Source organism: Nocardioides sp. zg-1230, assembly GCF_013155335.1.
In the GTDB taxonomy this organism is placed as follows: domain Bacteria; phylum Actinomycetota; class Actinomycetes; order Propionibacteriales; family Nocardioidaceae; genus Nocardioides.
This window is the reverse complement of the sequence record NZ_JABJQZ010000004.1, coordinates 741,540-761,240: the sequence shown is the minus strand read 5'-3', so window position 1 is coordinate 761,240 and position 19,701 is coordinate 741,540. Positions and strand designations below refer to the sequence as shown.

The following is a 19,701-nucleotide window of genomic DNA, read 5'->3' as shown; positions in this document are numbered from 1 at the left end:
GGCCTAGGCTCGCTCGCATGAGCATCCCCCTGCGGATCGGCTTCGTCACCGGCGCGACCCCCGACAAGTGGGCCCGCCACTGGCGTGAGCGCCGCCGCGAGCCCCTGGAGCTCGTGCCGGTGACGGAGGCCGACCAGCTGGACGGCGTGCGCGACGGCAGCCTCGACATGTCGCTCGTGCGCCTCCCCGTGGACCGCGACGGGCTGCACTGCGTGCGGCTCTACGACGAGCTGCAGGTGGCCGTGGCGTCCCGCGACCACGTGCTCGCCGCGGCGGACGAGGAGGTCACGACGGCCGACCTCGTCGACGAGCAGCTGGTCCGGCCGCACCCGAGCGGGTGGACGCCCACCGCGGAGCAGCTCGACTGGCCGCCGATGACCGAGCAGGAGGCGATCGAGACGGTCGCCGCCGGCACCGGCGTCGTCGTCGTACCCATGTCGGTGGCCCGGCTCCACCAGCGCAAGGACGTCGTGACGCGCGTGGTGTCCGACCTGGAGCCCACCACCATCGCGCTGGTCTGGCGCGTCGAGCGCGACGACGACGTCACCCAGGCGTTCGTCGGCGTCACGAAGGGACGCACGGCGAACACCTCGCGCTGATCCTGCCTCGGCCCCGCGTCTGCGCGACGCGCGACGGGGTACCGGTCGCCCATGCGCATCGTCATCACCGGAGCCAGCGGCAACGTCGGCTCGGCCCTCGTCCGACGGCTGGCCCGCGACGGCCGCCACGAGCTCGTCGGCGTCGTACGGCGCCCGCCCGCCGGCGACGTCCTCCCCGTGGCGGAGTGGGCAGCGGTCGACCTGACCGACGAGGCGGACGTGCCCGCCCTGCGTGCCGCCTGCGAGGGGGCCGACGCCGTCGTGCACCTGGCATGGGGCTTCCAGCCCTCGCACCGCGAGGACCACCTGCGCGAGCTCGGGGTCGGCGGCACTGCGCGCGTCATCGACGCGGTGGTCACGCAGGGCGTGCCGCACCTCGTGCACATGTCATCGGTGGGCGCCTACTCACCCAGGCGCGACGACGACCCGGTTGACGAGACCTGGCCCACCGACGGGGTTCCGACGTCGATGTACAGCCGGCACAAGGCAGCCGCCGAACGGCTGCTCGACGAGCTCGAGGTCGACGATCCCGACGTGGCCGTCACCCGGGTGCGGCCCGGGATCGTCGGCCAGCGCGGTGCCGGCAGCGCCCTGCTGCGCTACGGGCTGCCCGCACTGGTCCCCGCCGGGCTGCTGCGGCACGTCCCGGTGCTGCCGATCAACTCCGGCCTGGTCATCCCGATGGTGCATGCCGACGACGTCGCCGACGCGCTCGCCCGCATCCTCGACGCCCGCGCGCCGGGCGCGTTCAACCTCGCTGCCGAGCCCCCGGTCACTGCGCAGGACGTGGCCGATGTGCTCCATGCGCGGCTGGTCCACGTGCCGTCCGGCGCGGTGCGGGCGGCCGTCTCGGCCAGCTGGCACGCGCGGCTGCAGCCGCTCGACCCGGGGTGGATCGACCTGGGCTACGCCGTTCCGCTCCTCGACACCACGCGGGCGAGGTCGGAGCTCGGGTGGACGCCGTCGGTGGACGCGACGCCGGTCCTGGCGGAGACCCTTGCGGGGATGCAGGACACCGCCTCGACGGGTACGCCGGTTCTCCGGCCGCGCAGCGTCGCGGGCGGCCTCCTGCGCACCCTGCGTCGCGGGCCGGTCAGCCGTCGCCGGGAGCCGTGAGGGAGACCCGCGTCGCGGCCGGGACGAAGCCGTGCGCCGCCAGCCGAGCCGCCTCGTGCTCGTCACCCGTCGCGGCGAGCACCGTGACGTGCCGCGCGTGGCGACGGGCCTCCTCCACGGCCGCGACGAACGCGGCATCGGCGTACGCCTCATCGCCTCGGGGTGCGTAGCTCGCCCCCATCCGCACGGTGTCGCCGAGCACGCGGCTGCGGCTGCACATCGCGACGGGCTCGCCGTCGACCTCCCACAGCGCCAGCGCACCGGTCGCGAGCGGGTCGTCGACGACGTACGCCCGGTCGCTGGGGTCGCCGGGCAGGCCCGCCATCAGCTGGTCGAACCACCGGTGCAGCAAGGCCCGGTCGTCCGGGCCTGCGGTGCGCGGACCTCCCGCGCAGGTGGGCGCCGCCGGACGTCCGTCGAGCACGTGCACCGTGAAGGACCGCGCTGGCGCCAGGCGCGTGCCGGCCGCGGCCCACGCCTCGATGACGTCGGCGGCGATCACCTCGGGCACGCCGAGGGCGTCCGGGTGCGGCAGGAGGGAGGTGAGCCCGGCGAGTGCGGCACGGGGCATCCGCGTCAGCAACGGGTTGTGCCGCGGCGCCCGGACGTACGCCCCGCTCACCGTGCCGTCATCCTCGGTCCACCAGCCACCGGCCAGTCCCTCAGGCGCCGGGTCCGTCGCGAGGAGGTGGCCGATCTCAGCCAGGAGCGGTGCGTTCTCGAACGGGTGCTCGGCAAGCCATGGACCTGCTGCGTGCCAGAGCTCGGCCGCATCTGTCGAGTGATGCCACGTCACGCGCCGATCGTCCCATGTCGCCAGGCTCTCGGTCAGGGGCCGAAGATGGACACCAGGACCATCACGCCGACCATGATCAGCAGGAGCGGCAGGAGCACCCAGAAGTACTCCGTGTCGATCCACTTCTTCTTCTCGTCCGGGTCCCACGGACCCTGGGGTCGGTCGCTGCCGGGGTTGATGAGCATGGGCGGATCCTCGCACGCCGGTGCTCGCGCGACATCGAGCCCGAGCCGCGTGCCACTCTGGGGTCAGTGGTCCAGCAGGGTCTTGGAGGGCCCTGCAGGATGCTGCGACCTTCCCGATGTCGACGGCGCCGAGGTGTCGACGTCCAGCACCGGACCGAGCCCCACGGGACCACCTCGTGGCCGCAGAGCTCCGACGGTGCCCGCAGGTCGTCGAGGTGGCGTACGTCTCTGGAGCGTCGGCGGTAGCCGCACATCGTTCCTAGGGTGCCCCGGTCAGGTGACGCCCCGCGGACGTGCCTCTGGCCCCGCCTCCGTGGTGGTGGCGGGGTGTGGGGCGGGATCATCGTCGGCGCGGGCGCGGGATGCGTACGACACCGGGCGGGACGGGTGGGCCAGCGTCATCGATCGGGCTGGTGCCGGTGTGGTCGCGTCGGTAGCGGTGACCGTGCGGGGAGGTCCATTCGAACACCCCGGGCTCGACCATGGCGTAGCGCCAGGCCGAGTGTGTCTTCAACCGGTGGTGGAACCGGCACAGGGCGGCAAGGTTGTCGGTCCGCGTGGGCCCGCGTTGCGGTCGGCCTTCAGGCTCGGCGTGGGGGTCGTGGGGGATGACGTGGTCGACGTCTGCTCGCCGGGCGGGGCGGCTGCAGTAAGGGAAGACGCACGTGCGATCCCGGAGCACGATCTGCTCGCGGATGCGGTTGGGCACGTGGTAGGCGGGGGCGCGGAGCTGGGTGTTGAGGTCGATGACGGGCTTGATGGTGACCTTCGTCCGGCTGTCTCCGCACCACGACCGCACCTGCTCGAGCAGCACGAGGCGCTGGCGTTCCTCGAGCTGCCCGGTCGGCCCGAAGACGGTCTGCTCGCCGGCCAGCGTTGCGTCGAAGTGCGCGTGGAGCACGACCTCGCGGGCGGCCGGCATCCCGTCCTCGCCCGTCGCCGTCCCCTTCACGGCCGTCGAGCCTCGGGTGTGGAGGTCGAGGGCGGTCTGGGTGCGGGCGAGCTCGCCGAGCGCCTTCGCCCGACGGGCATCCAACGTCTCCGCCGAACCCAACGCCTTCAAGGTGGCCGCGCCATGGGCGAGGGCCCGGTCGAGATCAAGAGCGTCGGCCAGGTCGAGCTCGGCCTCCACGCGCATCGTCCCGGCGAAGTGCACGTCCTGGGTGTCGATGGTGACGTGGCGCGGGTCGACGTAGAGCCAGCCGTCCTCCGGATCCGCCGACCGGTCGACCTCTGCCAGGCCGTGGCGCTTGATGGCTTCGGCGACGAGCCGGTCGAGCTGCGCCGGACCGACCTTCCCCGCGACCGCGGCGACCTGCGAGTCGACGAACCCAGCCGCCTCCTTCGTCAGCGACGGTGAGGAGTGGATCGTGGTCTCCGCGACCGCTCGAGCCCGCCACGCCGGCACCCGGCCCGCCTGCACCCGCGCCCACAGCCGGGGCAGGCGGTGGCGCAGCTCGAGGGCGTGACCAATGAGTCGCTTCGCCGCGGTCGTCGAGACACCGAGGACGCCGCCGAGCTCGGCCACGCAGAACTCCGCGACCAGCGGCGCACCCTCACCCGCGATCGGCTCCTCGTGCTCCCGACCGCACGAGGCGGCCGAGAAGGTCGCGGCGTCGTGCATCGACTCCGGCGGGTGCAGGTCCGCCCACGCGGCGGCGAGCACGAGCTGGCGGGCAGCCTCGGCGTACTCGATCTCGCGGGAAGCCTTGATCGAGGCGAGCAGGTCGGCGGCGGTGAGGTCGTCGACCTCACCCGCCTCTGCCACCGCCAGCCGCTCGCTCATGTGTTCGAGTCTAGAGAAGGGGTCCGACACTCAGGCCTGCCTTCCTCCGCCCCCGTGGACCACCGAACCCGTACGGATTCCGCGGAGGCAGCTCGAAGTCCGCTCGTGCATGCTGCGAGTGAACGTCGAGCCAGATCCCCCGAGCGGCGGCTGCGACGTGCTCTGTCAGACGTTGTCGCGCAGCCATTCACCGAGCGCGAGGGCGGAGGCCTCGACCATGGACGTCCAGTCGAGGGCGGACTCGTCGGCGGCGTCGGAGACGTGCTTGACGAGCCGGACGGGCACCCCGGCCTCGCGCGCCGCCCACGCGACGGCGTACCCCTCCATGTCGACGAGGTGGGCGCGCTCGGCGAGGGCGTCGCGGACAGCGGGTTCGGTGACGAAGACGTCACCGGTGGCGAGGACAACGTCGGACTCCCCGACCTCGAGCCGCTCCTGGGGGTCGTAGCCCAGCGCCCGGACGAGGTCGGCACTGATGTCGTGGTTGAGCACCGTGCCGGGCTCGAAGAGGCCGGTCAGGCCGGCACGCAGGGCCCCGGCGGTGCCGATGTTGAGGACGGTGAGCCCGGCCAGGTCGTCGTACGACGCCAGGGCGCGCGCCGTCGTCGCGGCGGCCGCGGTCTTGCCGAGCCCGGTGATGACGAGCGGCAGGTCGGCGGGCACGTGCGCCGCCTCGGCCGCGGTCGCCGAGACCACCAGGAAGCGCTCAGTCACGGTGCTTCCCGCGGCGCGAGTGGGGCGTGGCGAGCACCGACTCGACGCGGTTCTGGTCGTAGACCTCGCCCAGCCAGTCGAACAGCCCGCGCAGGACCTCGGGGTCGGCCACGTAGTCGTCGTAGTGCACCCGGTAGGCCGCGTCGCCCAGCCCGGCGACTGTGCCGAGGATCTTGTCCTCGATCGCCCGCACCTGCGCCAGCGGGTCGTCCTTGTGGGTCCAGTAGTTGCTGGCCGCGACGTCGTCGAGGTTGCGGGTGTTGACCACGAAGCGGGCGCCCGGGAACACCTGGCGCAGGAAGTCGACGTAGTCGGGCAGGTCGTCGTCGTACCAGCGGATCTCCTTGTAGCCGGTGACCCGCGTGTCGTGCTCCGGCCGCAGCAGGGTCGCCTCCGCCAGCGCGCGGATGTGCTGCAGCGAGGCCACCTCGGGGAACGCCTCGATGCCGAACCACGGGTGCGTCGGCTGGCTGGCGCGGGCGGGGTCGACGCGCGCCCGCTCGGTGAGCCCGCTGCGGTGGAAGTCGTAGAGGTGCCGCATGGCGTGGCGGTTCTCGCCGCGCAGCAACCAGCCCGGGATCGAGTTGAGGATGCCCATCAGCAGCGTCGAGCCCGACCTGCCGTAGGTCATCACGAACACGTAGTCCAGCTCGCGCACCGTCACCACGACTTCTCGAGCGGGCGGCCCTCGTGGAAGCCGGCTGCGGACTGGACGCCCACGAGCGCGCGCTCGTGGAGCTGGGCGAGGTCGGCGGCACCGGCGTAGGTGCAGGCCGACCGCACGCCGGAGCAGATCTGGTCGATGAGGTCCTCGACGCCCGGGCGGTCGGGGTCGAGGTACATCCGCGAGGACGAGATGCCCTCCTCGTACAGGCCCTTGCGAGCCCGGTCGTACGACGACTCACCGGACGTGCGGTTCACGACCGCGCGGGCCGAGGCCATCCCGAAGGACACCTTGAACGGGCGGCCGTCGGCGTCGAGCATCAGGTCGCCGGGCGACTCGTGGGTGCCGGCGAACCACGAGCCGATCATCACCGACGAGGCGCCGGCGGCCAGGGCGAGCGCGACGTCGCGCGGATGGCGTACTCCCCCGTCGGCCCACACGTGCTTGCCGAGCTCGCGCGCGGCGGTGGCGCACTCCAGGACGGCGGAGAACTGCGGTCGTCCGACCCCGGTCATCATCCGGGTGGTGCACATGGCGCCGGGCCCGACGCCGACCTTGACGATGTCGGCGCCCGCCTCGATGAGCGTGCGGGTGCCCTCGGCCGAGACGACGTTGCCGGCCGCGACCGGCACGGTCGGCGACAGGCCGCGCACCGCCTGGAGCGCCTGGACCATCCGGTCCTGGTGGCCGTGGGCGGTGTCGACGACGAGGCAGTCGACGCCCGCCTCGAGCAGCTGGGCGGCGCGGTAGGCGACCTCACCGTTGACGCCCACCGCGGCGGCGATCCGCAGGCCTCCGGACGGGTCGACCGCGGGCGTGTAGAGCGTGGCCCGCAGGGCGCCGAGCCGGGTCAGCACGCCCACGAGCTCGCCCGCGCCGGAGACCGCGACGGCGAGGGTCGCCTTGGCCCGCTCGATCGCGTCGTAGACCTCGCGCGGGTCGGCGTCGGCCGGGACCGTGACGACGTCCTGGTTCATCACCGTCGACACCTGGGCGAAGCGGTCGACGTCCGCGCAGTCGGCCTCGGAGACGACGCCGACCGGGCGTCCGTCCTGCACCACCACGGCCGCCTTGTGCGCCCTCTTGGGGATCAGCGCGAGCGCCTCCGCCACGGTCTGGTCGGGCCGCAGCTCGATCGGGGTGTCGAAGACCCGGTGCCGCTGCTTGACCCACCGGACGACGTCGGCGACCACGGGGATCGGGATGTCCTGCGGGATCACCGTGATGCCGCCGCGCCGGGAGACCGTCTCGGCCATCCGCCTGCCGGCGATCGCGGTCATGTTGGCCACGACCAGCGGCAGGGTCGTGCCCGTGCCGTCGTCGGTGGCCAGGTCGACGTCGTAGCGGCTCGCGACCGAGGAGGCACGCGGGACCATGAAGACGTCGTCGTACGTCAGGTCGTGGGGCGGCGATGCGCCATCGAGGAACTGCACGTGTCTGGACTCTACGCGGCCGGGAGGCGCTTCGGACGCAGCCCGGCGTCCGCGAGCTCGAGGGCCGCCAGGCGTCGTACGACGTCGGGGTCCCGCGCGCGCCACGCCCCGGCCGGGTCGTCGCTGACGCGGGCGAGCACGTGCATCGGCTGGTTGGCCAGCGCGCGCAGGGCGAACAGGTCGAGGTCCTCGGAGGCGTCGATGAACCGCGCGCCGGCCGTCGCCTGGCGGATGAAGCGCCACCTGAGCGGCAGGTGGATCGCCGAGACGATGAGGATCGGGATCAGCGCCACCGACAGGCCGAGCAGCAGCGCGAGCTGCTCCACCGCCTCCACGGTGTCGCGCCCGGCGGCGGCGATCCCGTCGGAGGCGTCGGCCGCCCGGTCGAACGGCACCGCCAGCTCGTCGCCGACCAGCGGCGCCTCCCCCAGCTGACCACCGGCGTCGCGCAGCTGCTCCGCCATCGACGTCGCCGCCGAGTCGGTCTGCCGCGCGGGCTCGGCCAGCTGCGCGGTGCCGTCGTGGACGGCCGTCCCGATCCAGACCCAGAGCACCAGCCAGGCGACGAACAGCAGGTCGGCAAGCACCTGCAGCGTGCGGCGCAGGGGCGTGTCCGCGAAGAGCTTCATGGGGCAACCTTGTCAGCCGCGTCCTGCAGCGCCCGCCAGGTGCGGTCCACGTCGGCCTCGGTCGTGCGCCAGCTGCCCACCGCGACCCGGATGGCCGCGCGGCCCTCGACCGTGGTGTGCGAGAGGTACGCCTCGCCCGAGGCGTTGACGGCCTCCATCGCGGCCATCGTCTGCTCGTCGCCGGCGGTGAGCCGGAAGACGACGAGCGAGAGCGACGGCTCGGTCACCATCTCGAAGCGGTCGTCGGCCGCGACCAGGCCGGCGACGTGCTGGGCGAGCGCGATGCCGCTGCGGACATGGGCGCGGAGCCCGTCGAGCCCGTAGGTGCGCAGCACCGCCCACAGCTTGATCGCCCGGAACCGGCGGCCGAGCTGCGGGTGCCAGTCGCGGTAGTCGACGACCTCGCCGGACTCGGTGGCCGCGTTGCGCAGGTACTCCGGGAGGATCGACAGCGCGCCGGTCAGGGCGGCGCGGTCGCGCACCCAGAAGGTGCTGCAGTCGAAGGTCGTGAGCAGCCACTTGTGGGGGTTGGTGACGAACGAGTCCGCCGCCTCGACCCCTGCGAGGTGGTCGCGGTGCTCGGGGCAGACGGCGGCGACACCCGCCCAGGCCGCGTCGACGTGGACCCAGAGGCCGTGCTCGCGCACCACGTCGGCGACGGCGGCGATGTCGTCCATCGCGCCCGTCGAGGTGCTGCCGGCGGCGACGTGCACCATCACCGGCCGCAGCCCGGCCGCGGAGTCCTGGGCGATCGCGGCGCGCAGCGTGTCGACGTCCATCGCCTGGGTCTTGGGGTCGACGGCGATCGTGCGGACAGCGTCCTCGCCGAGGCCGGCCATCATCGCCGCCTTCACCAGCGACGAGTGCGCCTGCGTGGAGCCGTAGACCCGCCAGCCGGCGTCGCCCACGCCATGACGTCGTACGTCGCCGCCGCTGGCGCGGTGCAGCGCGGACAGCAGCGCGGTGAACGTCGCCGTGGACGCCGTGTCCTGGATGACACCGCCGCCCGGGCCATCACTGCGGAACGCCTCCGGGAGCCCCAGCGCCTCGGCGAACCAGTCCAGGACCACCTGCTCGACCTCGGTCACCGCCGGGCTCGTCGCCCAGATCATCCCCTGCGCCCCGATGCCGCTGGAGAGGAGGTCGCCGAGGATCGCGGCCGGCGACGAGTTGGCCGGGAAGTAGGCGAAGAACCGCGGGTGCTGCCAGTGCGTGAGGCCTGGCACGACGACCCGGTCGAGGTCGGCGAGCAGGGCGTCGAACGGCTCGCCCTCCTCCGGCACCGACGCCGGCAGGAGGCGTCGTACGTCGCCGGGCGCGACCTGGGCGCGCACGGGCAGGTCGTCGAGGGACGCCCAGTAGTCGGCGATCCAGTCGATGGCGGCGTGCCCGTGGCGGCGGAACTCCTCGGGCGTCATGTGGGCTGGCTGGTCCGGCATGCGCCGAACGTACTCGGCACGGTTGAGCGCGGGTACTCAGCCCGGGTCGGGTAGGCCTGCGGCTCCGGCGACGCCCGAGGAGGACGACGGTTGACCCATGGCCTCCTCGACTCCCACCAAGAACACCAACGCCTTCTTCCTGCAGGCCGGCGTCTCCTTCGCCGTCGCGCTGCTGACCATGATCTTCGCGATCTTCTACCTCCCCGTCGACCCGTGGATCCGCGCCTTCCTCGGCCTCGGCACCATGTTCCTCACGACGTCGAGCTTCACCCTCGCCAAGTGCGTCCGCGACGCCCAGGAGGACTCCTACGTGGTGTCCCGCATCGACCAGGCCCGCGTCGACAAGATCCTCGCCGACCACGACCCCTTCAAGTCCGTCTCCTGACCACACGTCACGAAGCCCCCTGCCGGTGATCCGGGAGGGGGCTTCGTCACGTGCGGCCTACCTGAGCTCCGAGCTGGTCAGCCCCAGCACCCGGCGGGCGACGATGAGCTGCTGGATCTGCTGGGTGCCCTCGAAGATGTCGAGGATCTTGGAGTCGCGCGCCCACTTCTCCAGGAGCTCGCCCTCGCCGTAGCCGAGGGTGCCGCACAGCTGGACGCACGACAGCGTCACGTCGGAACCGACGCGCCCGGCCTTGGCCTTCGCCATCGACGCCTCGAGCGAGTTGGGCTTGCGGTTGTCGGCCATCCAGGCCGCCTGCATCATCAGCAGCTTCGCACCCTCCCAGTCGGCCTCGAGCCGCAGGAACCTCGCTGCCGCCGCGGACTGGGACTGCGCGGGACGGTCGTAGTCGATCACCACGCCGGCCTGCTCGAGCAGGTCGCGGGTCAGGTCCAGCGACGCCCGGGCGCACCCGACCGCCATCGCGGCGACCAGCGGGCGGGTGTTGTCGAAGGTCGCCATCGCGCCACCGAAGCCGGACTTGGTGTCGACCTCCGGCGAGCCGAGCAGGTCCTCCGCCGGCACGCGGCAGTCGGTGAACGTGATGACCGCGGTGTCGGAGGCGCGGATGCCGAGCTTGTGCTCGAGCCGCTCGACCTTGAGGCCGGGGTTGTCCTTGCGGACCAGGAACGACTTGATCGCGGCGCGGCCGAGCTCCTTGTCGAGGGTCGCCCAGACCACCACCGAGTCCGCGCGCTCGCCGGAGGTCACGTAGATCTTCTCGCCGTTGATGACGTACTCGTCGCCGTCCCTGACCGCCGTGGTGGTGATGTTGGCCGAGTCCGACCCCGTGCCGGGCTCGGTGATCGCCATGGCCGCCCACGTACCCCGGTAGCGCTCGAGCTGCTCCTCGTCGGCGACCGATGCGATCGCGGAGTTGCCGAGGCCCTGGCGCGGCATCGACAGCAGCAGGCCGGTGTCGCCCCAGCACATCTCGGCGACGGAGAGGACGGACGCGAGGTTGGCCCCGTTGCGGACCCGGTCGTCGTCGCCGTCGGCGGAGGAGTCACGGCGTACGCCGCCCGCGCCGGCCCCGCCGGTCGCCCCCGTCTCGGACACGCCGTCGATCAGCGCGGCGAGCATGTCGAGCTCCTTGGGGTACGCGTGCTCGGCGCGGTCGTAGGTGCGCGAGATCGGGCGCAGCATGTTCATCGCGAGCTGGTGGGCCTGGTCGACCAGCCCGACGAGCTTGCGGGGGGTCTCGAGGTTGATCGCCATCAGATCATCACCGCGCCTTCCATCACGCCGACGGCCCGCAGGTCGCGGTACCACCGTTCGACCGGGTGCTCCTTGACGAACCCGTGCCCGCCGAGCAGCTGCACGCCGTCGAGCCCGATGCGCATGCCCTTCTCGGCGCACAGCTGACGGGCGAGACCGACCTCGCGGGAGAAGTCCTGACCGCGGGCGGCGCGGGAGGCCGCCTTCCAGGTGAGCAGGCGCATCGCCTGCACCTCGATCGCCATGTCGGCGACCATGAAGGCCACCGACTGGCGGTGGCTGATCGGCTCCCCGAACGCGACGCGCTCGTTGACGTAGGGCTTCACGTAGTCCAGCACTGCCTGCGCGGTGCCGACCGCGAGCGCGCACCAGGCCAGGCGGGAGAGTCGGACGCACTCGGCGTGGGCCGTGCCGTCGGTGTCGCCGAGGAGCGCGTCGGCGCCCACCCGTACGCCGGTGAGGTGCAGGCGCGACAACCCGGCCGCGCGCACTCCCATCGACGGGTCGGCCTCGACCTCGAGCCCGTCGGTGCCGGACTCGACGAGGAACAGCGCCGGCGTGCCGTCGAGCATCGCGGAGACGACGAACAGCTCGGCGTCGGCACCACGGACGACCGCGGACTTCGCACCGTCGAGGACGAAGCCTTCCCCGTCGCGGCGGGCCGCGGTCGTGAGGTCGAAGGGGTCGAAGAGCACCCGCGGCTCGGCGAGGGCGAGCGCTGCGGCCGGGACGCCCGGTCCGGTGGAGCTGCCGCCGCTGCCGGTGAAGGCGGGCAGGTAGGTCTGCTGCTGGGCGTCGCTGCCCCACAGGGCGATCGCGGTGGCGACGGACCCGGGCGCGAGGGTGGCGACGGCGAGCCCCATGTCGCCGTGGGCCAGGGCCTCGGCGACGAGCGCGCCGGCCATGGCCGACCGCTCCTCCATGATGCCGCCGAGCTGCTCGGGGACGCCCAGGACGGGCAACCCCACCTCCTCGGCTGCGGTCACGACCTCCGTCGGGGGCGCGCACGCGTCGTCGGCCGCGGACGCGGCGGGACGGAGCACCTCGTCCGCGAGCTCGCGGACGACGTCGAGCAGCATCTCCTCGTCCTCGGTGGGCGTGAGGTCGAAGACCCCGCGCGACTCGGCGCTGGCCGGGCGGGCCCCGGCGGTCCGGCGGCCAGCGCGGGCGAACGTGCGACCGGCGGCCGTCGCCACCCGGAACCCGCTGCGTGTCGTCGTGTAGACCGCCTGCTCCGCCTGCCTGCGCAGGCCCACGCGGTCGAGGAGCTCGCTCTGCGCCAGTCGGTTGACGGCGGCGACGGCCAGACCGATCGCGTCGCGTGACTCCCGGGACGACAACCCGTGGCGGCCACCGGGCCGCAGGCTGCTGATGAAGGACATGGCTCCAATGTAACTCCGAGTTACACACTTCGCCAGCGCCCCTCCACCGTGCGGGCGCCAGACCCCCGGCTGGCTAGGATCCCCGCATGCCCGACGAGCAGCCGACCGACGCCCAGACCGGCACCGACCCCGGGGTCCGGGCGCCCCACGGTCCCCTCCCCGACGGCGGTGCGGTCCGACCGATCACCCGCTGGGGCACGCCGGTCATGCACCGACCGCAGGCCGCGGTGACGTCGTACGACGACGCGCTCGCCGCACTGGCCGCCGACATGGTCGCCACGATGTACGCCGCGGAGGGGGTCGGACTGGCCGCCTGCCAGATCGGCGAGGACGTGGCGATGTTCGTCTTCGACTGCCCCGACGACGAGGGCGTGCGGACCGTCGGCGTCGTCTGCAACCCCGTCCTCACGCTCCCCGAGGGCAAGGACCGGCGCCTCGAGGACGACGACGAGGGCTGCCTGTCCTTCCCCGGCTCGTTCGAGCCCTGCCCCCGCCCCGACTGGGCGCGCGTCGACGGACAGGGCCTCGACGGCGAGCCCGTCTCGTTCGAGGGCGACGGCCTCCTCGCCCGCTGCCTCCAGCACGAGACCGACCACACCCTCGGCACCGTCTTCGGCGACCGTCTCTCGGCGAAGTCGCGCAAGCGACTGACCAAGAAGCACGATGCCGCCGTCGAGGACTACCCGCTGTCCTGGCCCGCCGAGGCCCCCGCGTGAACGATCTGCGCATCACCCGGGAGAACGCACGCTTCCAGCAGTGGGAGGCGCTGCTGACCAACCGTTCCAAGCGGCACCGCAACCGGGAGTTCCTGGTGCAGGGCGTCCGGCCGATCACGCGGGCCGTCGAGGAGGGCTGGACCGTACGGGCGCTGCTGCGCGCCGACGGCGCCACCTCCACCTGGTCCGACAGCCTGTGGTCGACGACCGACGCCGAGCGGGTGATGCTCTCCCCCGAGCTCCACGCCCGGCTCAGCGGACGTGAGGAGGGGGCCGAGCTGGTCGCGGTCGTCGAGATGCCCGAGGACGGGGTCGCCCGCCTCGAGGAGTCGCGGCGGCCGCACGGCCCGGTCGTGGTCTTCGACCGCCCGACGAGCCCGGGCAACATCGGCACGCTCGCCCGCTCGGCGGACGCCTTCGGCGCGTCCGCGCTCGTGGTCACCGGGCACGCCGCCGACCCCTACGACCCGCAGGCCGTGCGGGCCAGCACCGGTTCGCTCTTCGCCCTGACGGTGCTGCGGGTGCCCGGTCCCGGCCCGGTCGTCGAGCACGCCCATGTCCACGGCTACCGCATCGTCGGCACCGACGAGGACGGCAGCGCCCTCGCCGACGCCGACCTCGGCGGACGCCTCGTGGTCGTCGTCGGCAACGAGACCCACGGCCTGTCCTCGGGCTGGCGCGCGGCGTGCGACGAGGTCGTCGCCATCTCGATGGTCGGCACCGCCTCCTCCCTCAACGCCGCTGTGGCGGGCTCGATCGTGCTGCACGAGTCCCTGCGACAGCGCGGCTGAGGGGCGTCGTACGACATGGAGGCAGTGCTCGACTGGGTCGTGCTCGTCATGCGCACGATCGGATCCCCCGGCGTCGGTCTCGCCACCGCCCTCGAGACGGTGTTCCCGCCCGTGCCGAGCGAGCTGGTGCTGCCCCTGGCGGGCTACACCGCGAGCCAGGGCTACTACAGCCTCGGTGCGGCGATCGCGTGGGCGACGGCCGGCTCCCTCGTCGGTGCCCTCGCCCTCTACTGGCTCGGCGCCGCGTGGGGCCTGGAGCGGATCTGCGCGCTGGCTGACCGCATCCCCCTGATGCACGCCCACGACGTGCGCAGGGCCGTGACCTGGTTCGGCCGGCACGGGCGCACCGCGGTCTTCGTCGGCCGGCTGGTGCCCGGGGTGCGCAGCCTGATCTCCATCCCCGCCGGGATCGATCGGATGCCGCTCCCCCGCTTCTGCCTCTTCACGACTGCCGGGAGCCTCGTCTGGAACGCAGCGCTGATCCTCGCCGGTTACGAGCTCGGCGCCCAGTGGCACCTCGTGGAGGGGTACGTCGGCCCGGTCAGCAACGTCGTCTACGTGCTGATCGGCCTCGTCGTGGTGTTCGTGGCCGCCCGGCGGTTGCGGCACCGCCTGACCACCGACTGACCTGAGCCTCAGCGACGCGCCGCGGCGTAGCAGGCCACCGCGCTGGCGGCCGCGACGTTGAGGGAGTCGATGCCGGCCGCCATCGGGATCACGGCACGACGATCGGCCGAGGTCTCCCAGCGCGACGACAGGCCGTGCCCCTCCGAGCCCAGCACCAGGGCGAGGCGGTCGACGCCCGCGACGGCCTCCTCGATGGGGACCGAGTCGGGGCCGAGGGTCAGGGCGACCGTCGTCCAGCCGCGCCGCGCCAGGTCCGGCAGGGCGTCGTACCAGTCGGGCAGGCGGGTCCAGGGCGTGGAGAACACCGCCCCCATGCCGACCTTGATCGAGCGGCGGTAGAGCGGATCGGCACACCGCGGCGACAGGAGCACCGCGTCGAAGCCCAGCGCGGCTCCGGAGCGGAAGACCGCGCCGACGTTGGTGTGGTCGACGAGGTCCTCGAGCACCAGGACCGAGCGGGCGCCGTCGAGCACGTCGTCCACGGTCGGCAGCGGCCTCCTGCGCAGCGACGCCAGCGCGCCGCGGTGCACGTGGAATCCGGTGACCTGCCCGATGAGCGCCTCGGACAGGACGTAGCAGGGAGCGGCACTGCGGGCGAGCACGTCGTCGAGGCCGTCGAGCCAGCGTGGCGCCATCAGGAAGGACCGCGCCTCGTGGCCGGCCTCCACGGCCCGGCGCACCACCTTCTCCCCCTCCGCGAGGAAGAGCCCGTGCTCGGCCTCGAGGCTCTTGCGCAGCTCGACGTCGCGCAGGTCGCGGTAGTCGGCCAGGCGCGGGTCGTCGGGGTCGGAGATCTCGACCAACCCGGACACCTCAGTCACGCCCCGGCCCAGGATCTGCATAGTGAGCCGGACGGGCCACGGCGACGACCTCGCCCACCACGATGATCGCGGGCGGGACGACCCGGTGGGCGACCAGGTCGTCGGCGAGGGTGCCGAGGGTGCTGAGGACCGTGCGCTCGGTGGGCATGGTGCCGTCGACGATGACGGCCACCGGTGTCGCGGCGTCGCGCCCGCCGTCGAGCAGCGCGTGCGCGATCGCCGGCGCGTTGTCGACGGCCATGAGCAGGACGAGGGTGCCCCGCAGGCCGGCGACCGCGTCCCACGCGACCAGGGACTCCGGGTGGCCGGGCGGGAGGTGGCCGGAGATCACGGTGAACTCGTGGGCGATCCCGCGGTGGGTGACCGGGATGCCGACCCGGGCGGGCACGGCGATGGCCGAGCTGAGGCCGGGCACGACGGTGACCGGCACGTCGGCGGCAGCGCAGGCGAGCAGCTCCTCGTAGCCACGGCCGAAGACGAAGTTGTCGCCCCCCTTGAAGCGCACCACGCGCTTGCCGGCGCGTGCCCGGTCGACGATCACCTCGTTGATGCTCTGCTGCGACGCCGAGCGACCGCGGGGCAGCTTGGCCACGTCGATCAGCTCGACGTCGGGACCGAGCTCGTCGAGCAGCTCCCGCGGGGCGAGCCGGTCGGCGACGACGACGTCGGCGGTCGCGAGGGCGTGGCGGGCGGCGACGGTCACGAGCTCCGGCTCACCGGGTCCGCCACCCACGAGGACGACGCCCGGGCTGCGGTCGAGCGCCTCGGAGGCCGTCAGGTGCCCGTCGCGCAGCGCGGTGACGATGTCGTCGCGCAGCGCGGCGGACTTGCGTGGCTCGCGGTTGCCGAGCACCCCGACGGTCACGCTGCCGTGGTGGCCGACCGCGGGCGTCCAGGCGGTGCCGCCGAGGGCGTCGTCGGCGCGGACGCAGAACGTGTGGCGGGCGTCGGCGGCCGCCACCACGCGGGCGTTGACGGCCGGGTCGTCGGTCGCGGCGACGACGTACCAGGCACCGTCGAGGTCGGTCTCGGTGAACTCCCGCAGCACCAGGGTGAGCTCGCCCGCCAGCCCCTCGAGCGCCGGCGTCACCTCGAGGCTGACGACGGTCACGTCCGCGCCGGCGCCGAGGAGGCCCGAGACGCGTCTCTGTGCCACGTGCCCACCACCGACGACGACGACCCGGCGACCGGTCAGCACCAGCCCGGCCAGGTAGGGACGAGAGTCGTCGCCGCGATCGGTCATGACTCGATTGTCCCTTTCCGAGGTGGTGGGAGGTGGCTACGTTCGAGGGATGAGCATCGAGCGACCCGTGGCCCCCAACCCCTACGACTACCTGCCGGCGACCGCGTCCTTCACCGTCACGAGCGAGGACGTCACCGACGGCGCCCCTCTCAAGGACGACCAGGTGGCCGCCCTCGGCAACACCTCGCCGCAGCTGAGCTGGTCGGGGGCACCGGAGGGCACCCAGTCCTACGTGGTGACCTGCTTCGACCCCGACGCGCCGACCCCGAGCGGGTTCTGGCACTGGTGCCTGGTCGACATCCCGGCGGACGTCACCTCGCTCGACACCGGAGCGGCCTCGGGCGACCTGCCGGGCAACGCCTTCCACGTGCGCAACGACGGCGGCGAGGCCGGCTTCATGGGTGCCGCACCGCCCGAGGGTGACCACCCGCACCGCTACTTCTTCGTGGTCCACGCGGTGAAGGACGCCACCCTGGGGGTCGACGCCGACGCCTCCAACGCGGTCGTCTCCTTCAACCTGGCCTTCAAGACGCTCGGCCGCGCCATCCTGCACGGCACCTACCAGCACTGACCTGACCGGAGGCCGGCGCGCCGCACCACGGGCGCCCCAACGGTCACATCCGCCCCATCCGCCCCCCAAGACCCGTGTGCTGGACCGACAGGTCCAGACCACGGGTCTCTTTTTTGGCGTTTCCGTCATGGAGAAACCGTCAAGCCGCTTTCATCTGTACCGGCGAAGTACCTGCCAAAAATTGATGATCCTCGGCGCATGAACGGCCTGCAGGCAACGGAGACTCGACTTCTTACACATCCTCTGCTTAGGGTCAACCGCGAATTTTCTATAGATTCCGTCAAGATCCGCACCCCCGATGCGCGGATCCCCCTGGAGGAACCCCCGTGCGTCACTCTCCCGCCCTCTCGCGCCTGGCCGCCCTCGGCGTGGCCCTCGCCGTCGCCTGCGGCGTCCCCGCGACCGCCGACGCCGCCACGTGGTCCGTGCCCCGCAGCGCCTCCGCGGTCGACGCGAGCGCCAGCAGCGCGCAGCTCGAGGAGGCCCTCATGGTCCGGATCAACGAGGCGCGCGCCCAGAACGGCCTGGCCAAGATCCGGACCTTCGACGTGTGCACCGACCGGCTGGCCGAGAAGTGGGGCGCCCGGATCGCCCGCACCGGCGTGCTCGAGCACCGCGACCAGCGCGAGGTCATCCGCAGGTGCGACAACTCCTGGGCCGGGGAGACGCTCGTCCGCGGCACCGCGCTGAGCCCGGAGACGATGGTCGAGCTGTGGCTCGACTCCCCCGGCCACCGGGAGATCCTGCTGAGCCCCCGCGCCAAGCGCGCCGGCGTCGCGATCACCCGCGACTCCCAGGGCCGCACCATCGGTGTGGTCAACCTCGTCCGCCACGGCTGAGGTGCACGGCACCCCTACCGTGTGAGACGATCCCCGGCCCCCTCGTGGGTGGACCGGGGATCGTCGTCGTTGAGGGGGAAGCGTGCTGCACGTCGCCATCGCGACCCGCGCGTTCCGCCGCTACTCCACCTACCGGGCCGCGACGCTCGCCGGGATCTTCACCAACTCGGTGTTCGGGATCATCTACTCCTACGCCTACCTCGCGCTGTGGAGGGCCAACCCCACCGCTGGCGGGTACGACGCCCAGGACGCGGTGACCTACGTCTGGCTCGGCCAGGCGCTGCTGATGACCATCGCCCTCTGGGGTGGCGGGACCACCGACGACCTCGCCGAGCGCATCCGCACCGGTGACGTGGCGATCGACCTCTACCGCCCCGTCGGGCTCGTCGGGTGGTACCTCGCCAGCGACCTCGGCCGGGCGGCGTACCACCTCCTCACGCGGGGGGTCGGGCCCACGATCATCGGCTTCCTGGTCTTCGAGATCTCGCTCCCCTCCTCCCCCCTGACCGCGCTCGCCTTCGCGGTGTCGTTGGTGCTGGCGGTGGTCGTGAGCTTCGCGATCCGCTTCCTCGTCGCGAGCACCGCCTTCTGGTTGCTCGACCAGTCCGGCGTGAAGGTGATGAGCGGAGCCTTCGCGATCTTCTTCAGCGGGATGATGCTGCCGCTCGTGCTCTTCCCCGGCTGGCTCGGCACGCTCGCCCGCGCCCTGCCGTGGGCGTCGTACGTCCAGGTCCCCGCCGACGTCTGGCTCGGCAAGCACACGGGCGTCGACCTCCTCGCCGCGCTCGGCTTCCAGGTGATGTGGGCCGTCGTGCTGCTCGCCGGGTGCCAGGGCGTGCTGCGCCTGGCCACCCGCAAGGTGGTGGTGCAGGGTGGCTGAGTCCGGACCTGCGCTGCACCTGCGCACCTACTTCCAGATCGCGTGGCTCTGGATCCGCGCCGCCTGGCAGTACCCGACGTCGTTCGTGCTGCTCGCGGTGGGCAACGGGCTGATCACCGGTCTCGACTTCGTGGGGCTCTGGATCATGTTCGCCCACCTCGACGATCTCGGAGGCTTCACGCTCCCCGAGGTGGCGCTGCTCTACGGCAGCGCGTCCCTCGCGCTGGCGGTGGCCGACACCGCGATCGGCAGCGTCGAGCGGATCGGCACCTACATCCGCACCGGTCGGCTGGACCAGATGATGACCAAGCCGGTGCCGCTGCTCGTCCAGGTGTGCGCCGACCAGTTCACGCTGCGCCGGCTCGGGCGGCTGACCCAGGCGTCGATCGTGTTCGGGTGGGCGTGTACCTACGTCGACTGGACGCCGTCGCGCGCGCTGGTGGCGGTGTCGATGCTGCTCAGCGGCGGCCTGCTGTTCTTCGGGCTCTTCGTCGGCTTCTCCTGCGTCCAGTTCTGGACGACCGACGCGACGGAGTTCGCCAACGCCTTCACCTACGGCGGTGCGACGATCACCCAGTACCCGCTCAACATCTTCCCGCGCGAGGTCCTGGTGGGCCTGACGTTCGTCATCCCGGTCGCCTTCGTCAACTGGTACCCCTGCCTCTACCTCCTCGGCCGCACCGACCCGGCGGGGATGCCCGAGGCGTTCCAGTTCGCCTCACCGGTGGCGGGTCTGCTGACGATGGCCGCCGCCCTGCTCGTGTGGCGCTCCGGCGTCCGCCACTACACCTCCACGGGGAGCTGACC

Annotated in this window: 22 protein-coding genes; 10 read left to right on the top strand and 12 right to left on the bottom strand. The window is 72.7% G+C overall.

Annotation, left to right across the window (positions count from 1 at the left end):
* The first annotated feature begins 17 nt into the window (after positions 1 to 17).
* Both HOO61_RS15630 and HOO61_RS15625 read left to right on the top strand, forming a co-directional pair.
* The gene (locus HOO61_RS15630; RefSeq protein WP_172259937.1) at positions 18 to 599 is read left to right on the top strand and encodes a LysR substrate-binding domain-containing protein; all 582 of its coding nucleotides are present in this window, start codon (positions 18 to 20) and stop codon (positions 597 to 599) included.
* 51 nt (positions 600 to 650) lie between these two features.
* The gene (locus tag HOO61_RS15625; RefSeq protein ID WP_172259935.1) at positions 651 to 1,715 is read left to right on the top strand and encodes an NAD-dependent epimerase/dehydratase family protein; all 1,065 of its coding nucleotides are present in this window, start codon (positions 651 to 653) and stop codon (positions 1,713 to 1,715) included.
* Here the strand turns inward: HOO61_RS15625 and HOO61_RS15620 are convergent.
* The 8 genes from HOO61_RS15620 to HOO61_RS15585 all read right to left on the bottom strand — a co-directional run bounded on the left by HOO61_RS15620 (position 1,693) and on the right by HOO61_RS15585 (position 9,361).
* Entirely contained in the window at positions 1,693 to 2,511 is an 819-nt protein-coding gene (locus tag HOO61_RS15620; RefSeq protein WP_172259933.1) for a hypothetical protein, read from the bottom strand. The two genes, HOO61_RS15625 and HOO61_RS15620, sit on opposite strands and share 23 nt — an antisense overlap.
* 32 nt (positions 2,512 to 2,543) lie before the next feature.
* Positions 2,544 to 2,696 carry a hypothetical protein gene (locus tag HOO61_RS15615; protein WP_172259931.1) on the bottom strand — a complete coding sequence of 51 codons (153 nt, stop codon included), beginning with the start codon at positions 2,694 to 2,696 and terminating at the stop codon, positions 2,544 to 2,546.
* Between the two features lie 340 nt (positions 2,697 to 3,036).
* Entirely contained in the window at positions 3,037 to 4,482 is a 1,446-nt protein-coding gene (locus HOO61_RS15610) for an HNH endonuclease signature motif containing protein (protein ID WP_172259929.1), read from the bottom strand.
* A gap of 165 nt (positions 4,483 to 4,647) precedes the next feature.
* Positions 4,648 to 5,196 (bottom strand): nucleosidase, encoded by a 549-nt coding sequence (locus HOO61_RS15605; protein ID WP_172259927.1) that lies wholly within the window; start codon positions 5,194 to 5,196, stop codon positions 4,648 to 4,650.
* Complete coding sequence (locus HOO61_RS15600) at positions 5,189 to 5,860, bottom strand: sulfotransferase (protein ID WP_172259925.1); 672 nt, start codon at positions 5,858 to 5,860, stop codon at positions 5,189 to 5,191. The genes HOO61_RS15605 and HOO61_RS15600 overlap by 8 nt, the downstream gene beginning before the upstream one ends.
* Positions 5,857 to 7,293 carry a GuaB1 family IMP dehydrogenase-related protein gene (locus tag HOO61_RS15595; protein WP_172259923.1) on the bottom strand — a complete coding sequence of 479 codons (1,437 nt, stop codon included), beginning with the start codon at positions 7,291 to 7,293 and terminating at the stop codon, positions 5,857 to 5,859. Before HOO61_RS15595 ends, HOO61_RS15600 begins: the two co-directional genes overlap by 4 nt.
* Positions 7,294 to 7,304: 11 nt before the next feature.
* The gene (locus tag HOO61_RS15590) at positions 7,305 to 7,922 is read right to left on the bottom strand and encodes a hypothetical protein (protein ID WP_172259921.1); all 618 of its coding nucleotides are present in this window, start codon (positions 7,920 to 7,922) and stop codon (positions 7,305 to 7,307) included.
* Entirely contained in the window at positions 7,919 to 9,361 is a 1,443-nt protein-coding gene (locus HOO61_RS15585) for an aminotransferase class V-fold PLP-dependent enzyme (protein ID WP_216658924.1), read from the bottom strand. The genes HOO61_RS15590 and HOO61_RS15585 overlap by 4 nt, the downstream gene beginning before the upstream one ends.
* A gap of 97 nt (positions 9,362 to 9,458) precedes the next feature.
* Here HOO61_RS15585 and HOO61_RS15580 point away from each other — a divergent pair, with 97 nt between their 5' ends.
* Positions 9,459 to 9,746 carry a YiaA/YiaB family inner membrane protein gene (locus HOO61_RS15580; RefSeq protein ID WP_172259919.1) on the top strand — a complete coding sequence of 96 codons (288 nt, stop codon included), beginning with the start codon at positions 9,459 to 9,461 and terminating at the stop codon, positions 9,744 to 9,746.
* Between the two features lie 57 nt (positions 9,747 to 9,803).
* Here the strand turns inward: HOO61_RS15580 and HOO61_RS15575 are convergent, their stop codons facing one another.
* Positions 9,804 to 11,024: an acyl-CoA dehydrogenase family protein gene (locus HOO61_RS15575; RefSeq protein ID WP_172259917.1), complete on the bottom strand. Its 1,221-nt coding sequence runs from the start codon at positions 11,022 to 11,024 to the stop codon at positions 9,804 to 9,806.
* Complete coding sequence (locus HOO61_RS15570; RefSeq protein ID WP_172259915.1) at positions 11,024 to 12,406, bottom strand: acyl-CoA dehydrogenase family protein; 1,383 nt, start codon at positions 12,404 to 12,406, stop codon at positions 11,024 to 11,026. The genes HOO61_RS15575 and HOO61_RS15570 overlap by 1 nt, the downstream gene beginning before the upstream one ends.
* Positions 12,407 to 12,492: 86 nt before the next feature.
* Between HOO61_RS15570 and def the strand changes: the two genes are divergently transcribed.
* From def to HOO61_RS15555, 3 genes are read left to right on the top strand one after another with little or no spacing between them, the layout of a single operon-like run.
* The gene (gene def, locus HOO61_RS15565; RefSeq protein ID WP_172259913.1) at positions 12,493 to 13,122 is read left to right on the top strand and encodes a peptide deformylase; all 630 of its coding nucleotides are present in this window, start codon (positions 12,493 to 12,495) and stop codon (positions 13,120 to 13,122) included.
* On the top strand, positions 13,119 to 13,913 hold the full coding sequence (locus tag HOO61_RS15560; RefSeq protein ID WP_367650199.1) for a TrmH family RNA methyltransferase: 795 nt from the start codon (positions 13,119 to 13,121) through the stop codon (positions 13,911 to 13,913). Before def ends, HOO61_RS15560 begins: the two co-directional genes overlap by 4 nt.
* Before the next feature lie 15 nt (positions 13,914 to 13,928).
* Complete coding sequence (locus tag HOO61_RS15555) at positions 13,929 to 14,540, top strand: DedA family protein (RefSeq protein ID WP_172259911.1); 612 nt, start codon at positions 13,929 to 13,931, stop codon at positions 14,538 to 14,540.
* 8 nt (positions 14,541 to 14,548) lie between these two features.
* Here HOO61_RS15555 and HOO61_RS15550 read toward each other — a convergent pair whose 3' ends face one another.
* Entirely contained in the window at positions 14,549 to 15,352 is an 804-nt protein-coding gene (locus tag HOO61_RS15550) for an RNA methyltransferase (protein ID WP_172260182.1), read from the bottom strand.
* Position 15,353: 1 nt separating this feature from the next.
* Positions 15,354 to 16,604: a uroporphyrinogen-III C-methyltransferase gene (gene cobA / locus HOO61_RS15545; protein ID WP_172259909.1), complete on the bottom strand. Its 1,251-nt coding sequence runs from the start codon at positions 16,602 to 16,604 to the stop codon at positions 15,354 to 15,356.
* A 49-nt stretch (positions 16,605 to 16,653) separates the two neighbouring features.
* On the opposite strand from cobA, the gene HOO61_RS15540 reads away from it, so the two are divergent.
* From HOO61_RS15540 to HOO61_RS15525, 4 genes are all read left to right on the top strand, one after another.
* On the top strand, positions 16,654 to 17,175 hold the full coding sequence (locus HOO61_RS15540; protein WP_172259907.1) for a YbhB/YbcL family Raf kinase inhibitor-like protein: 522 nt from the start codon (positions 16,654 to 16,656) through the stop codon (positions 17,173 to 17,175).
* Between the two features lie 326 nt (positions 17,176 to 17,501).
* Positions 17,502 to 18,014: a CAP domain-containing protein gene (locus HOO61_RS15535; RefSeq protein ID WP_172259905.1), complete on the top strand. Its 513-nt coding sequence runs from the start codon at positions 17,502 to 17,504 to the stop codon at positions 18,012 to 18,014.
* Positions 18,015 to 18,096: 82 nt separating this feature from the next.
* On the top strand, positions 18,097 to 18,894 hold the full coding sequence (locus HOO61_RS15530) for an ABC-2 family transporter protein (RefSeq protein WP_172259903.1): 798 nt from the start codon (positions 18,097 to 18,099) through the stop codon (positions 18,892 to 18,894).
* Positions 18,887 to 19,699 (top strand): ABC-2 family transporter protein, encoded by an 813-nt coding sequence (locus tag HOO61_RS15525; protein ID WP_172259901.1) that lies wholly within the window; start codon positions 18,887 to 18,889, stop codon positions 19,697 to 19,699. Before HOO61_RS15530 ends, HOO61_RS15525 begins: the two co-directional genes overlap by 8 nt.
* The last annotated feature ends 2 nt before the right edge of the window (positions 19,700 to 19,701 follow it).

Bases quoted from the DNA above. Each gene is read 5' to 3' on its own strand.
- HOO61_RS15575 (WP_172259917.1), bottom strand. From the start codon at position 11,024: ATGGCGATCAACCTCGAGACCCCCCGCAAGCTCGTCGGGCTGGTCGAC.
- def (WP_172259913.1), top strand. From the start codon at position 12,493: ATGCCCGACGAGCAGCCGACCGACGCCCAGACCGGCACCGACCCCGGG.
- HOO61_RS15590 (WP_172259921.1), bottom strand. From the start codon at position 7,922: ATGAAGCTCTTCGCGGACACGCCCCTGCGCCGCACGCTGCAGGTGCTT.
- HOO61_RS15615 (WP_172259931.1), bottom strand. From the start codon at position 2,696: ATGCTCATCAACCCCGGCAGCGACCGACCCCAGGGTCCGTGGGACCCG.
- HOO61_RS15610 (WP_172259929.1), bottom strand. From the start codon at position 4,482: ATGAGCGAGCGGCTGGCGGTGGCAGAGGCGGGTGAGGTCGACGACCTC.
- HOO61_RS15540 (WP_172259907.1), top strand. From the start codon at position 16,654: ATGAGCATCGAGCGACCCGTGGCCCCCAACCCCTACGACTACCTGCCG.
- HOO61_RS15585 (WP_216658924.1), bottom strand. From the start codon at position 9,361: ATGCCGGACCAGCCAGCCCACATGACGCCCGAGGAGTTCCGCCGCCAC.
- HOO61_RS15555 (WP_172259911.1), top strand. From the start codon at position 13,929: ATGGAGGCAGTGCTCGACTGGGTCGTGCTCGTCATGCGCACGATCGGA.
- HOO61_RS15630 (WP_172259937.1), top strand. From the start codon at position 18: ATGAGCATCCCCCTGCGGATCGGCTTCGTCACCGGCGCGACCCCCGAC.
- HOO61_RS15570 (WP_172259915.1), bottom strand. From the start codon at position 12,406: ATGTCCTTCATCAGCAGCCTGCGGCCCGGTGGCCGCCACGGGTTGTCG.
- HOO61_RS15625 (WP_172259935.1), top strand. From the start codon at position 651: ATGCGCATCGTCATCACCGGAGCCAGCGGCAACGTCGGCTCGGCCCTC.
- HOO61_RS15580 (WP_172259919.1), top strand. From the start codon at position 9,459: ATGGCCTCCTCGACTCCCACCAAGAACACCAACGCCTTCTTCCTGCAG.
- cobA (WP_172259909.1), bottom strand. From the start codon at position 16,604: ATGACCGATCGCGGCGACGACTCTCGTCCCTACCTGGCCGGGCTGGTG.